Origin of the sequence: Flavobacterium adhaerens (assembly GCF_040045115.1) — a bacterium.
Lineage (GTDB): Bacteria > Bacteroidota > Bacteroidia > Flavobacteriales > Flavobacteriaceae > Flavobacterium > Flavobacterium adhaerens.
On the sequence record NZ_JBDLZX010000001.1, the window covers coordinates 582,987 to 596,283 of the forward strand.

Annotated in this window: 15 protein-coding genes; 14 read left to right on the top strand and 1 reads right to left on the bottom strand. The window is 35.9% G+C overall.

Annotated elements, in window-relative coordinates:
* The first annotated feature begins 4 nt into the window (after positions 1 to 4).
* The 14 genes from ABEB18_RS02510 to ABEB18_RS02575 all read left to right on the top strand — a co-directional run bounded on the left by ABEB18_RS02510 (position 5) and on the right by ABEB18_RS02575 (position 12,397).
* Complete coding sequence (locus tag ABEB18_RS02510) at positions 5 to 2,527, top strand: multicopper oxidase domain-containing protein (RefSeq protein WP_348797473.1); 2,523 nt, start codon at positions 5 to 7, stop codon at positions 2,525 to 2,527.
* 456 nt (positions 2,528 to 2,983) lie between these two features.
* Positions 2,984 to 4,192, top strand: coding sequence for a hypothetical protein (locus tag ABEB18_RS02515; RefSeq protein WP_144213033.1), 1,209 nt, complete (start codon positions 2,984 to 2,986; stop codon positions 4,190 to 4,192).
* 81 nt (positions 4,193 to 4,273) lie between these two features.
* The gene (locus tag ABEB18_RS02520) at positions 4,274 to 4,597 is read left to right on the top strand and encodes a DUF6660 family protein (protein WP_348797438.1); all 324 of its coding nucleotides are present in this window, start codon (positions 4,274 to 4,276) and stop codon (positions 4,595 to 4,597) included.
* Positions 4,598 to 4,675: 78 nt separating this feature from the next.
* The gene (locus ABEB18_RS02525) at positions 4,676 to 6,853 is read left to right on the top strand and encodes a TonB-dependent receptor (protein WP_348797439.1); all 2,178 of its coding nucleotides are present in this window, start codon (positions 4,676 to 4,678) and stop codon (positions 6,851 to 6,853) included.
* A 223-nt stretch (positions 6,854 to 7,076) separates the two neighbouring features.
* Positions 7,077 to 7,409 (top strand): ArsR/SmtB family transcription factor, encoded by a 333-nt coding sequence (locus ABEB18_RS02530; RefSeq protein ID WP_348797441.1) that lies wholly within the window; start codon positions 7,077 to 7,079, stop codon positions 7,407 to 7,409.
* Positions 7,410 to 7,420: 11 nt separating this feature from the next.
* Complete coding sequence (locus ABEB18_RS02535) at positions 7,421 to 7,906, top strand: GNAT family N-acetyltransferase (RefSeq protein WP_115887032.1); 486 nt, start codon at positions 7,421 to 7,423, stop codon at positions 7,904 to 7,906.
* A gap of 32 nt (positions 7,907 to 7,938) precedes the next feature.
* Positions 7,939 to 8,412: a DUF6428 family protein gene (locus ABEB18_RS02540; protein WP_348797442.1), complete on the top strand. Its 474-nt coding sequence runs from the start codon at positions 7,939 to 7,941 to the stop codon at positions 8,410 to 8,412.
* Positions 8,413 to 8,454: 42 nt separating this feature from the next.
* Positions 8,455 to 9,069: an arsenate-mycothiol transferase ArsC gene (locus ABEB18_RS02545; RefSeq protein ID WP_348797443.1), complete on the top strand. Its 615-nt coding sequence runs from the start codon at positions 8,455 to 8,457 to the stop codon at positions 9,067 to 9,069.
* Between the two features lies 1 nt (position 9,070).
* Positions 9,071 to 10,135, top strand: coding sequence for an ACR3 family arsenite efflux transporter (gene arsB / locus ABEB18_RS02550; protein ID WP_348797444.1), 1,065 nt, complete (start codon positions 9,071 to 9,073; stop codon positions 10,133 to 10,135).
* 92 nt (positions 10,136 to 10,227) lie between these two features.
* Positions 10,228 to 10,785, top strand: coding sequence for an RNA polymerase sigma factor SigZ (sigZ, locus tag ABEB18_RS02555; protein WP_348797445.1), 558 nt, complete (start codon positions 10,228 to 10,230; stop codon positions 10,783 to 10,785).
* A 131-nt stretch (positions 10,786 to 10,916) separates the two neighbouring features.
* Positions 10,917 to 11,090 carry a hypothetical protein gene (locus ABEB18_RS02560; RefSeq protein WP_157498527.1) on the top strand — a complete coding sequence of 58 codons (174 nt, stop codon included), beginning with the start codon at positions 10,917 to 10,919 and terminating at the stop codon, positions 11,088 to 11,090.
* A 133-nt stretch (positions 11,091 to 11,223) separates the two neighbouring features.
* Positions 11,224 to 11,598, top strand: a complete 375-nt coding sequence (locus ABEB18_RS02565; RefSeq protein WP_008463711.1) for an ArsR/SmtB family transcription factor — start codon at positions 11,224 to 11,226, stop codon at positions 11,596 to 11,598.
* Positions 11,595 to 12,194, top strand: coding sequence for a mercuric transport protein MerTP (merTP, locus tag ABEB18_RS02570; protein ID WP_072953533.1), 600 nt, complete (start codon positions 11,595 to 11,597; stop codon positions 12,192 to 12,194). The genes ABEB18_RS02565 and merTP overlap by 4 nt, the downstream gene beginning before the upstream one ends.
* On the top strand, positions 12,191 to 12,397 hold the full coding sequence (locus tag ABEB18_RS02575) for a GDCCVxC domain-containing (seleno)protein (protein ID WP_012025078.1): 207 nt from the start codon (positions 12,191 to 12,193) through the stop codon (positions 12,395 to 12,397). The genes merTP and ABEB18_RS02575 overlap by 4 nt, the downstream gene beginning before the upstream one ends.
* 371 nt (positions 12,398 to 12,768) lie before the next feature.
* On the opposite strand, the gene ABEB18_RS02580 is transcribed toward ABEB18_RS02575, so the two are convergent.
* Positions 12,769 to 13,221 (bottom strand): Lrp/AsnC family transcriptional regulator, encoded by a 453-nt coding sequence (locus ABEB18_RS02580; RefSeq protein ID WP_348797446.1) that lies wholly within the window; start codon positions 13,219 to 13,221, stop codon positions 12,769 to 12,771.
* Positions 13,222 to 13,297: the final 76 nt, after the last annotated feature.

Below are 13,297 nucleotides of genomic sequence, written 5' to 3' on the forward strand. Positions count from 1 at the left end.
AAAGATGAAAAATATACTGACAATGCTCATCGTTATAATTTTCCCTGCCATAATCCAAGCCCAGGATATGAAAGGAATGGAGATGGATAAAAAACAGCCCACAGAAGAGTCAAAGTCTTCTACTTACACCTGTCCCATACATCCTGAAATTCACGAATCCAAACCGGGAAACTGTCCAAAATGCGGCATGAAACTAGTACCGGAAAAAACAAAAAAACAAAAAGAAGCATCATCCCATAAGGACAATGAAAAACAGGTTTCCAAAAAGCAAGCCAGCCAACAGGAAGCGCCAGTAAAGGGCAGCAGCAATGATATAAACACTCAAAAAGCAGCTGGAGAAAATAACCCACAGCCTCGTGTAGTCCGGTATGATCTTTATGTAAGAGATACCATTGTAAATTTTACAGGAAAACCCAAAAGAGCTATAGCTGTTAATGGGCAAATACCCATGCCTACCCTGACCTTCACAGAAGGGGATATTGCTGAAATCTATGTCCATAATGAACTCAATGAAGACACTTCTCTGCACTGGCACGGTTTATTCTTACCCAATAAGTATGATGGTGTGCCAAACTTGACACAAATGCCAATTAAGCCGCACACGACACATCTGTATACTTTTCCTATTATTCAGCATGGCACACACTGGTACCACAGCCACACTGAACTTCAAGAACAAATTGGCATGTACGGTTCTTTTATTATGAATAAAAAAACCGATGCTCCAACTTTCCGAAAAGGAATAGATGATCTGCCGACTGTTCCGATAGTACTGAGCGAATGGACAGATATGAAACCTGAAAATGTACACCGTCTGCTGCATAATGCATCAGACTGGTTTGCTATTAAGAAAGGAACAACGCAAAGCTATGCAGAAGCGGTAAGACAAGGATATTTTAAGGACAAAATTAAAAATGAATGGAAACGTATGAATGCCATGGATGTCAGTGATGTATATTACGACAAATTTTTGATTAATGGAAAAAGTGAAAGTCAGCTTTCCCAATTTAAAGCAGGTGATAAAGTCCGGCTGCGAGTTGCCAATGGCGGTGCATCAACCTATTTCTGGCTGACCTACGCTGGTGGAAAAATTACAGTTGTTGCCAATGACGGCAATGACGTAGAGCCGGTTGATGTAGATCGTTTAATTATTGCAGTTTCTGAAACCTATGATATAATTGTAACCATACCTGCAGATAAAACCGCTTATGAATTTTTGGCAACATCAGAGGACCGAACAAAATCTACCTCCCTGTACATTGGCGGCGGAATTAAACAACTCGCAGCACCACTGCCTAAACTCAAATACTTTGAAGGAATGAAAATGATGAATGGCATGATGAAAATGAATGGTGATCTGGATGATATGGGAATGAGCATGAGCCTCAATAAAATGGATATGAATGTAGTAATGTATCCTGAAATTACTGGTGCGCTAAAACCAAAAAAAAATATGGAGATGGACGGTATGAAAATGGGTGCCGAACAATACGACGCCAATGCGCTTTCAGATATTACCACCCTGAACTATGCAATGCTAAAATCCCCAACCAAAACAACACTTCCTGAAAATGCCCCGGTAAAAGAATTAAAATTTGAGCTGACCGGTAATATGAATCGATATGTATGGAGTCTGGACAATAAAGTAGTTTCTGAATCAGATAAAATATTAATCAAAAAAGGTGAAAATGTACGAATCATTTTGCATAATAATTCTATGATGCGCCATCCAATGCACCTGCATGGGCATGATTTCAGGGTCCTTAACGGACAGGGAGAATATGCACCATTAAAAAATGTGATTGATATAATGCCGATGGAAACCGATACTTTGGAGTTTAATGCCAATGTAGAGGGAGACTGGTTTTTTCACTGTCATATTTTGTACCATATGATGAGCGGAATGGGAAGGGTTTTTACCTATGAAAATCAACCTGCCAATCCTGAAATACCAGATCCTAAATTAGCACAACGAAAATTATTTGCCGATGACAGAAAATTCCATTTTATGGCAGAGAACGACTTTGCAACCAATGGAAATGATGGTGAAGCAATGTATCAAAGTACGCGCTGGAGTATTGGAACCGAATGGAGATTAGGATATAATGAGATGCATGGTTATGAAACCGAGACGCATATTGGACGATATATTGGAAAAATGCAATGGTTAATGCCATTTGTCGGATTTGACTGGAGATATCGAAAAATGGGAGAAGATGTACAAGAAAGAAACCTTTTTGGACAAAACAATACTAAAGATAAACGTGCCGTAGCAAGTTTAGGGGTCAATTACACCCTTCCCATGCTAATAGTTGCACAGGCTGAAGTTTTTACGGACGGTAAAGTCAGATTACAGTTTGAACGTAAGGACATTCCAGTTTCCAAAAGGCTAAGAATGAATTTGATGTGGAACACCGACAAGGAATATATGGCAGGACTACGGTATATAATCACCAGATGGGGTTCTCTTTCTTCCCACTATGACAGCGATATGGGCTTTGGCGCCGGTTTTATTTTAAATTATTAATGTTGTCTGATTAGAATATAAAAATATACATTACAATGGATTAAACCGACACTCGATCATTAGAAGGTGCCGCTGATATCACAACTTTATTTATCAATTAAAGAATGCCAATCTTAAATTAAAGATTGGCATTCTTTTATTAGACTATAAAACAGATCCTTCTTTTTATAGTAAGATGAGGATTTGTGATAGTATGCTTTAAATATGCCGCTTCAAGAATTAAAACAATCTTTAAAAATTATTTTAACAAAATACTTAGTAAATTAACAATAAGACATTGAGAAAGAATATTGGAAATAAAATTACAATTATTACTTTTACATACTAATTCTATAGGATATAAGAAGTATGATAATTAAAACGGCAGCAAAAAAAAAACACCTACTGTTTTTTCTCTTTTTATTTATCATTCAATTAAGTGCTCAGGAAAAAGACACCATATCTCAGCAGTTTTTAATGAACATAGAAATAAGGCCACGAGCCGAGTACACTTCAAATTATGTACTGCCTCCAAACGACTCTGCCGATCCTTATTTTTACATCACGCAGAGAAATAGGTTTTCTATGCAGTATGCAAGAGAAAAATGGCTAATAAAATCTGATTTGCAGGAAATTCATCTTTGGGACCAAAACAACAGGGCCTCCAAAGTAGAAAGCATCAATTTTTCTCAGTTGTATTTTGAAACTAAATTTAAATCGTTAAATGTACGATTAGGAAGGCAAAGCATTTTATTAGATAATGGCAGACTGTTCTCTGATGCGCCCTGGGCACAGCAAGGAAGAGCTCATGAAGGAATCCGAATAATGAAATATTCAAAACATCTCTCTAATGACTTTTTCTTTTTATTTACCAGAGATTACAATACTGGATTTGAGCCGGCCTATTCACCTGTAGCTTCCAATAAATATAAATATCTGCTGGCAAATAGCCTTATTTACAATACTAGTAAAGGATTTTCATTTAACTCATTAAATGCAGTTGATTTTTTAGAGAACGCAAATTCGCAGCAACTATATACTCGTGCAACGATGGGTGGCCGGATAGATTTTAGAAATAAGCAATGGTATTATACCCTAAATTCCTATCTGCAGTTTGGCCGTAATGTTAAAGGTCAAAAATTATTGGCGTACTATTTTCAGCCTGAGATTAAATTGTCGCTGTTAAAATCTACCTGGCGTTTAGGTGCTGAAATAATTAGCGGAAGCAAATCTAAATTGTCTAGCAGCAGGTCTGGGGATTTTGATGTATTGTATGGGGTTACATGGAAATTCAATGGAAACATGAATGTATTTACACGTTTTCCAAATGATGTTAATGGAAAAGGGTTGGTAAATCCTTATTTGTTTACAACAATTCCGCTAAACAATAAATTAACACTTCGCTCCGATTTTCACTTATTTTACACCCAATATCCCCTTTTAAATAATTCAGGTCAGGAAATGTCAAAGTTTCTTGGGTTTGAAAATGATTTTTCAATAAAATACATGCCTGTCAGAGAAATAGAAATAAATTATGCCTTTTCATTTTATAAGTCATCAGGGGCTATGCAGTACCTGCCAAAAATACAAGATGAAAATAAGCTGGCTCTTTGGAGCTATCTTATGGTCTCGTATAATTTTAATGCCCTAAATTTAAAGACACTTAAAAAAAAGCACTTAAATTAAAGTATTTTTTAATGCATTTGCTTGGAGAATGACTATAATAAAAATATATTTTTAATCATAATTTATATTTAAATTCGCAGTGTGAAAGCATTGACAACAATAATATCGTTTATAGTACTGTTCCTTTCAACAGTACCATGCTCTGCATTAGTGAAACACTCAAAATGCACAGTAGAGAAAAACTGCGGTAATGATTCACATGACTGCGGTAATGACTGCAATGGAAAATGCTCCCCCTTTTATTCCTGCGGGACTTGTGTGGGGTTTACAATAAATTTTAACTCTGCAGTTATTACTGAAAAATTAGAATTTATTCTGCACGATGTTTCGCCAACACCAACTTACAATAAATTTGTTGATTCTTCATTCATCTGCAAAATCTGGCAGCCTCCCAAAATTTCTTAGTCTAAAAACAGTGTTATTTTGCATGATTCTTTAATCATGTAAGGCTATTATGTCTATTAACCATTAAGAAAAATCTAAATGCTCAAATATATTTTACTGATTGTGGCAATAACATCTATTGGCACTGCGCAGGCACAGAATAAAATTACTTTTCATATAAAGAATGCTGATAATAATGAAGCTGTAAAAGGTGCTTCAGCAAAAATTGAAGAAACCAATTCCGTTATCTTATCTGGTAATGATGGCAACATCATTATTGAAAATTTAAAAGATGGAGATTACACATTATCCATTTCAATAGAAGGATTTGCCCCAAATAAAACGCTTTTTAAAGTACCTTCAACTGTCAGTCTTATAGAAATAAAATTGCAGAGCGAGGAAGAAGAGGCTGAAGAAATGGAAGAAATTATTGTTACTTCAACAAGAGGTACCAGAACCATCAGCAATATTCCAACCAGAGTTGAATTCATTGCCGGAGAAGAGCTGGAAGAAAAAGCCAATATGAAACCCGGAGACATTCGTATGATGCTTAATGAAAGTACCGGAATTCAGACCCAGCAGACTTCTGCAACTTCAGGAAATTCTTCCATCAGGATTCAAGGCTTAGACGGAAGATATACCCAGATTCTAAAAGACGGTTTTCCTTTATACTCTGGCGCGTCAAGCGGACTTGGGTTACTGCAGACTCCTCCATTAGATTTAAAGCAGGTTGAAATAATCAAAGGTTCCGCCTCTACTCTTTACGGTGGAGGAGCAATCGCTGGTTTAGTAAATCTTGTTTCTAAAACCCCGACCGAAGAAAGGGAGCTGCGATTTTTAATTAATGGAACTTCAGCTCTTGGACTGGATATAAATGGATTTTATTCTCAGCAGTTTGATAAAATTGGATTAACTGTCTTTGCTTCCCACGATCGCAACGCTCCTTATGATCCCGCTCATATACAGCTTACAGCTATTCCTAAATTTGAGCGTTTTAATTTTAACCCTAAACTTTTTGTCAATTTTAATGAAAATACCAAACTTAATTTCGGCATCAATACCGTTTTTGAAAACCGTTTAGGCGGAAATATTGAGTACATCAAAGATCAAAGTAAATATCCTGACAGTTATTTCGAAAAGAATAAAACACAGAGAATAAGCACGCAATTTTCCCTGACACATAAATTTAATGAGCAGGAATCGGTTACAATTAAAAACAGTTTTAATAATTTCAGCCGTGTCATCACCATTCCTGATTATGTATTTGATGGTCTGCAGAATAGTACCTTTTCTGAAATCAGTTATTCTAAAAACGGCAAAATTGCTCAATGGGCTGCTGGTGTAAATTTATATACGGACAGCTTTACTGAAAACAGTCCAACCGCTTTTCCGTTAAGAAATTATAATCAGATAACATATGGGGCTTTCCTTCAGAACACCGTAAAAGCAAAAGAATGGCTGGAAATTGAAACAGGCCTCAGAAGTGATTATGTAATTGATTACGGATATTCTCTCCTTCCGAGAATTTCGGCATTATTTAAATTCAATTCTAAGCTTACATCCAGAATTGGAGGAGGCCTAGGCTACAAAACACCAACGATTTTTACAGAAGAAAGCGAACGCATCCAATATCGAAATGTATTGCCTATTAACAGCGATTTCAATAAACTTGAAAAAAGCTACGGTGTTAACTTTGATATAAACTATAAAACTAAAATTACCAATGACCTTTCCTTATCATGGAATCAGTTATTTTTCTACACGAATGTTGATAATCCTCTTATATTAAATTCTCTTCCTGATGACCTTTATCAGTTTGCAAATGTTAATGGATATTTGGATACTAAAGGAACTGAAACAAATGTGAAATTAGGATATAAAGATTTTAAATTATTTCTGGGGTATACCTTCACTGATGCTTCTATAAATGCAAATGGAGTAAAATCCGAAAATCCTCTTACCGCAAAACACAGATTAAATAATGTTTTAATGTATGAAGTTGAAGATAAATGGAAAGCTGGTTTAGAAGCTTACTATTACAGCAATCAAAAATTAAGTGATGGCACGACCGGAACAGCTTACTGGATTTTTGGCTTTATGGCAGAAAGGCTTTGGGAAAATTTTTCCCTTTATGCCAATTTTGAAAATTTTACTGATACCCGGCAAACTAAATTTGGAAGCATATATACAGGTCCTATTTCAAATCCTGTTTTCAAAGATATCTATGCTCCTCTGGACGGATTTGTTGTGAATGCAGGAATAAAGATAAAAATTTAAAGCGAAATACAGTGGCAGTCAATTTTTCGGACTACGGAATTACGCCTAAAGATTGCCATATTTTCAGAGACCTTGGAGTGGTATTCCAAGGTCTTTTTTATTTCATATATATATGATATACAATATGTTGCAAAACACACAAACGCACTTTTAGAAAATTTTCTTATTCAACTGCATGATAATTAAATTTTATATCGTAATATTGCAATATAAATATAAAACGATGGGAGCAACAAAAACAGATCACTTTACAGAAAGCCAGAACGAGCTGGCTGTTTTAGCCAAAGCACTAGGCCATCCTGCGCGTATTGCAATTATGGAATATTTATTAAAAGTAGATGCCTGCATCTGCGGGGATATTGTAAATGAACTTCCCCTTTCACAGCCGACGGTTTCACAGCATTTGAAAGAATTGAAAAATGCAGGCTTGATTAAAGGGAGCATCGAAGGAAATTCTATCTGCTACTGCATCAATGAATCTGGACTTGAAAAAATAAAAGGTTTCTTTCAGCACATATCAGATCATCTTGCCAAAAAGAAAAGCGAATGCTGTTAATTTAAAAGGATATGGAAATCAGAAAACTTTCGGCCAAAGATTGGGATCAGGTAAAAATAATTTACCAAAAAGGGATAGATACCGGCAATGCCACTTTCCAGACCAGCGCCCCTTCATGGGAAGACTGGGACAATTCACATCTGGCATCCTGCAGAATTACAATGCAGGAAGATGGCAAGGTGATTGGCTGGGCTGCCCTTACCCCTGTTTCTTCCCGCTGCGTTTATGCAGGGGTAGCAGAAGTAAGCGTATATGTGGATCCCGCACATTCAGGAAAAGGAATCGGGCTAACCCTTTTAAATGAACTTGTCAGACAAAGCGAAGCAGAAGGAATCTGGACGCTTCAGGCAGGGATCTTTCCTGAGAACACGGCAAGTCTCCGCATTCATGAAAAAGCAGGTTTCAGGATACTTGGAACAAGGGAGAAAATCGGAAAACAAAATGGTACCTGGAGAGATACTGCGCTTCTTGAAAGAAGAAGCTCCCTTATTATTTAATAAAAATATAGTATAACTAAATATAAGAAATTATGAAACTTTCAGAAATTAAAGAAGTGCTTAAAACAGTAGAAGCTGTAAATTTTGAACTGCCGGACGGAACATTTGTACCGGAATATTTCCACGTAACAGAAGTGGGTCTTGTTACCAAAAACTTCATTGACTGCGGAGGAACAGTTAGAAAAGAAACTGTTGTAAATTTTCAGCTTTGGGATGCCAACGACTACGAGCACAGGCTTAAACCACAGAAGCTGATCCACATAATCGAACTTTCAGAAAAAGTTCTTGGAATTGAAGACAATGAAATTGAAGTGGAATACCAGAACAACACTATCGGTAAATACGATTTGGATTTTAACGGCAAAAACTTCACTCTGCTTAATAAACAGACAGCCTGCCTTGCTCAGGAACAGTGCGGTATTCCATCTGACAAGCCAAAAGTAAAACTATCTCAGTTAAATGCTGATAATGCTTCTTCATGCACTCCGGGCGGAGGATGCTGCTAATCATTAAAAAGATAATTAATAAGACTTTACAGCCAAAAAACTATGTTATATTCACAAATTGAGAATACCGTTAAATCATTTGATTTTAAGCAGATCTCCGAAGATCGCAAAGCAGTCCTGCAGCCATTAATAGACTTTATTCAGGATAAAGTGGACAGTAAGCTGGAAACCAGACTAAACCTAATCTGCACACACAATTCCAGAAGAAGCCATCTCTCGCAGGTATGGGCGCAGACTGCGGCTGCATACTACGATATCAAAAACGTCTCATGCTATTCAGGAGGAACCGAGGCTACTGCCCTTTTCCCAATGGCAGCGGAGACTTTAGGGGATTCAGGATTTAAGATCAAAACGCTTTCAGAGGGATCAAACCCTGTTTATTCCATAAAATATTCAGCTGATGAACTTCCTGTCATCGGTTTTTCCAAAACCTATGATGATGATTTCAATCCTGAAAGCGGATTTGCAGCAATAATGACCTGCTCACAGGCCGACGGCGGTTGCCCTTTTATAGCAGGCGCCGAGAAAAGAATACCGATAACCTTTGAAGATCCAAAGATTTCAGACGGAACGCCTCAGCAAAAAGGAACTTATCTGGAGCGAAGCCTGCAGATAGGAACTGAAATGTTTTACGTATTCTCACAAATAAAAAAATAAAATGTCAGCAAATAACTGTACACCAGCCGTCGGACGCAAAAAACTAGGCTTCCTTGACCGCTTCTTGACCCTGTGGATTTTCCTTGCTATGGCACTAGGCGTGGCAATAGGGTACTTTATTCCTTCCAGCGGAGACTTCATCAATTCTTTCTCCAGCGGAACAACAAATATTCCATTGGCAATAGGACTTATCCTGATGATGTACCCGCCTCTTGCAAAAGTAAAATACGAGCAGATGGGACAGGTGTTTAAAAATACCAAAGTATTAGGAGCCTCCTTATTCCTGAACTGGATTGTAGGCCCTGTCTTAATGTTTTTATTAGCACTCCTGTTTTTGAACGGATATCCTGAATACATGATTGGAGTGATCCTGATCGGTTTGGCACGCTGTATTGCAATGGTTGTGGTATGGAACGATTTAGCAGACGGAAACCGTGAATATGCAGCAGGATTAATTGCCCTTAACAGTATTTTTCAGGTGCTGCTTTACAGTGTATACGCTTACATTTTTATAACCATCCTCCCTCCCTATTTTGGATATGATGGTTTTGAAGTCAATATCAGCATTGGACAGATTGCCGAGAGCGTCGGTATCTATCTAGGTATTCCATTTGCTCTTGGAATCATAAGCCGTTATGCTTTGATAGCTTTAAAAGGTTCTGAATGGTTTGAGAATAAGTACGTGCCGTTTATCTCGCCAATTACACTTATTTCATTGCTCTTTACAATTATTGTAATGTTCAGCCTGAAAGGAGAACTTATTGTTCAGATCCCTATGGATGTTGTGCGTATTGCAATACCGCTTGTGATTTACTTTACTTTAATGTTTATCATCAGTTTTTTCACTGGAAAATATTTTGGGGCTGACTATTCAAAGTCTGCGTCTATAGCTTTTACGGCAACTGGCAATAATTTCGAGCTTGCCATTGCCGTGGCAATCGGCGTGTTTGGAATAAAAAGCGGCCAGGCATTTGCAGGAGTTATAGGTCCTCTGGTAGAAGTGCCTGCTCTTATAGCACTCGTAAACCTTGCATTCTGGTTCAGAAAAAGATTTTATTCAAACTGAGCTTCGAGTCTTTAAATCGATTTTTTAAAAGTGGGGATGGAAAAATTTCAAATCATATTTAAAGTTCATTGCCGCTGTAAACAATAAGAAATTTGGAAATAAATACTATTCACAATCAGTTTTATATCATCTTGGGCAGATATATAAAGGCTCGTATAAATGATACCGACGATGCATCCGATGTTTTGCAGGAAGTTTTTATAAAGATAAACGAGAATTTAGGATCACTTACCGACGAAGGCAAACTAAAAAGCTGGATTTTCACAATCACAAGAAATTCCATTATTGATTATTACCGAAAAGATTCCAATCATAAGAAATCAGAGCTGACCGAATGTATGATGCAAAAGATTATGCATGAAACAGATTTTGATACTTCGGAAAGTCTGGACTGCTGTTTAATAAAATTCATTGAGCGGCTGCCGGAAGACTATCGGGACATTATCATGGATAGCGAAATACATGGAATTAAACAGAAAGACTTAACTGAAAAATACAGCCTTGCCTACCCTTCCATCCGTTCTAGAGTGCAAAGAGGCAGATCCAAATTAAAGGAAATGCTTCTGGATTGCTGCAGTATTGAATTAGACCGCCGTGGAAATATTATGAACGTTACCTCTAAAAAATCATGCAGCGGAGGAAAATGCTGATAACACCGAATCATTTTTGAAAACTTCATATATAGAAAATTCAGGCTGTTAAAAAAAAAAAAAATCAGCAAAGCCTGCATCATTTTTAGATTAGTGCGTCTTAAGTAGTATTAATCATTAAAATTAAAATTATGAAAAACAAAATGTACATTACTCTTGCAGCATTGGTATTGTCTGCTGGAAGTATCTTCGCTTATGCGAACTTATCAAAAACTGATGCAAAGAAAAACTGCACTGAAAAATGTTCTACGCATTGCTGTAGTGACGATTCGGGAACTTGTGCTCCGAAAGATTGCAAAAAGTAATATTTCGCTTTACTGTTTAAAAGACAACTCAAAAAGTTGTCTTTTTTTATGGGCAGGAATCATTCAAAATTTTAATTCAATTATTTTGTATTTTAGCATTTGCTTAAATAAGCAAAAAGTATAAATTTGCATTATGGAAGATATAATTTGTATACGACAGCAAGCAGATATTAAACAAATAATCCGCTGTAAAGACAGAGTATCAGAACTCAATACCTCATTTGACTATTTATCAAGTGGGCTTGAATTGGCTGGCAATAATGTGAGATTAAGAATTCTCTTTTTACTTTATGAAGAAAAACAGCTCTGTGTCTGTGACATAAGTGATATTCTTGAAATGAGTATTTCTGCAATTTCACAGCACTTACGGAAACTAAAAGACAGAAAACTTATTGAAACTAAACGGGAAGCGCAGACCATTTTCTATTCATTGACAAAGGAATATGAAAAAATGCTGAAACCTTTCTTCGAAATTTTAGCACAAAATGAAATTTTAGAAAAAATATGAAAACAGAGAATAAAATGATCGGAGCCGGATTTTTCACAGCATTAGCTGCTTCATTGTGCTGCATTACTCCCATATTAGCATTAGTTGCCGGAACAAGCGGGATTGCTTCTGCTTTTTCATGGCTTGAACCAATGAGGCCTTATTTCATCGGCCTGACTGTTATAATTATTGGTTTATCTTGGTATCAAAAGCTGAAAACTAAAAAGCTGATAGACTGTAACTGCGATAGAGAAGAAAATCCTAAATTCGTTAATTCAAAAATGTTTTTAGGAATAATTACAGTAATTGCAGCCCTCATGCTTTCGTTTCCTTACTACTCAAGCATTTTTTATCCAAATACAGAAAAGAAAGTCTTGGTCGTGAAAAAGACCAGCACTCAAAAAGCTGAGTTTAGAATAAGCGGAATGACTTGTGCCAGCTGTGAAAAACACGTGAATCACGAAGTGAATAAATTGATTGGAATAATAAATTCAAATGTAAATTATACTAATGGTAACGCAATTGTAGAATTTGATAATTCCAAAACTACTATTAATGAAATTGAAAAAGCAATAAATTCAACAGGCTATACAGTAACTAACAAAAAATTAAAATGAAAATCGTTCTACAATCAATAATAACCTGCCCCCTTTGCTCCCACAGTAAAGAAGAAACTATGCCAACTGATGCATGCCAATTTTTTTACGAATGTGAGAACTGCAAACAAACTCTTAAACCAAATCAAGGTGATTGCTGTGTATATTGCAGTTATGGAACTGTGCCATGTCCACCAATTCAGCAAGATAAAAAATGTTGCTAAATTGAATAATTTCTAATGGACAATAGATTATCATATACAAATTTTGATTATAAAATTTTAAGAATAATAATTTAAATTTACTGATGACATTTTTTTTCGCTCTCTTCAACTTAAATCTATAAGTTATTATGACAGAAATCACATCTATTACTGAATTAACGATTTTTAACATTTAACCCTTACGATACATACAAACCGCTTATCAACAAACTTTTAAAATAATTATCTTACAAATTCACTTGAAAATAAGCTAATTTCTTTAAATCGTTCATAAAATGATTTGTAAATTGTGAACTAAACGTCACTTAAAGAGACAACTAGCAAATAGTTGTCTCTTTTTTTTTTTGTTACAAATAAGCAAGCTTTTCAAACTATCCGTACAAATTTTTTATCTCCGCCATAACAAAGGTACTTTGGGTGCTCCCTATACTTTCAACTGATCCTAATTTATTAAAAACAAAATCCTGATAATGTTTCATGTCTTTGGCAGAAACTTTCATCAAAAAATCGTAATCTCCTGAGATATTGTAACACTCCACAATTTCGTCTATTTTCATAATGTCACTAACAAACTGATTCCCAATATTACGATCATGCTGTTTCAGTTTGATATTACAAAAAACGATGAACCCCCTGTTTAGTTTTTCTGCATCGAGCAGGGCTATATATTTCTTGATATAACCGTTGTTTTCTAATCTTTTTATTCGCTCAAAAACTGGTGATGCCGAAAGATTTACCATCTTGGCAAGTTCTTTTACCGTGTATTTAGAATTATCGTGAAGTATATTTAATAACTTAAGATCTATTTCGTCTATCTGTTCCATAGAATATTTTACTTTAAAAATGCTGAATTAATTTACAATAAAGAATATTTATCTTCAAATATAAAAAAAAACAACA

Bases quoted from the DNA above. Each gene is read 5' to 3' on its own strand.
- ABEB18_RS02510 (WP_348797473.1), top strand. From the start codon at position 5: ATGAAAAATATACTGACAATGCTCATCGTTATAATTTTCCCTGCCATA.
- ABEB18_RS02515 (WP_144213033.1), top strand. From the start codon at position 2,984: ATGAACATAGAAATAAGGCCACGAGCCGAGTACACTTCAAATTATGTA.
- ABEB18_RS02525 (WP_348797439.1), top strand. From the start codon at position 4,676: ATGCTCAAATATATTTTACTGATTGTGGCAATAACATCTATTGGCACT.
- ABEB18_RS02530 (WP_348797441.1), top strand. From the start codon at position 7,077: ATGGGAGCAACAAAAACAGATCACTTTACAGAAAGCCAGAACGAGCTG.
- ABEB18_RS02535 (WP_115887032.1), top strand. From the start codon at position 7,421: ATGGAAATCAGAAAACTTTCGGCCAAAGATTGGGATCAGGTAAAAATA.
- ABEB18_RS02540 (WP_348797442.1), top strand. From the start codon at position 7,939: ATGAAACTTTCAGAAATTAAAGAAGTGCTTAAAACAGTAGAAGCTGTA.
- ABEB18_RS02545 (WP_348797443.1), top strand. From the start codon at position 8,455: ATGTTATATTCACAAATTGAGAATACCGTTAAATCATTTGATTTTAAG.
- arsB (WP_348797444.1), top strand. From the start codon at position 9,071: ATGTCAGCAAATAACTGTACACCAGCCGTCGGACGCAAAAAACTAGGC.
- ABEB18_RS02560 (WP_157498527.1), top strand. From the start codon at position 10,917: ATGAAAAACAAAATGTACATTACTCTTGCAGCATTGGTATTGTCTGCT.
- ABEB18_RS02565 (WP_008463711.1), top strand. From the start codon at position 11,224: ATGGAAGATATAATTTGTATACGACAGCAAGCAGATATTAAACAAATA.
- merTP (WP_072953533.1), top strand. From the start codon at position 11,595: ATGAAAACAGAGAATAAAATGATCGGAGCCGGATTTTTCACAGCATTA.
- ABEB18_RS02575 (WP_012025078.1), top strand. From the start codon at position 12,191: ATGAAAATCGTTCTACAATCAATAATAACCTGCCCCCTTTGCTCCCAC.
- ABEB18_RS02580 (WP_348797446.1), bottom strand. From the start codon at position 13,221: ATGGAACAGATAGACGAAATAGATCTTAAGTTATTAAATATACTTCAC.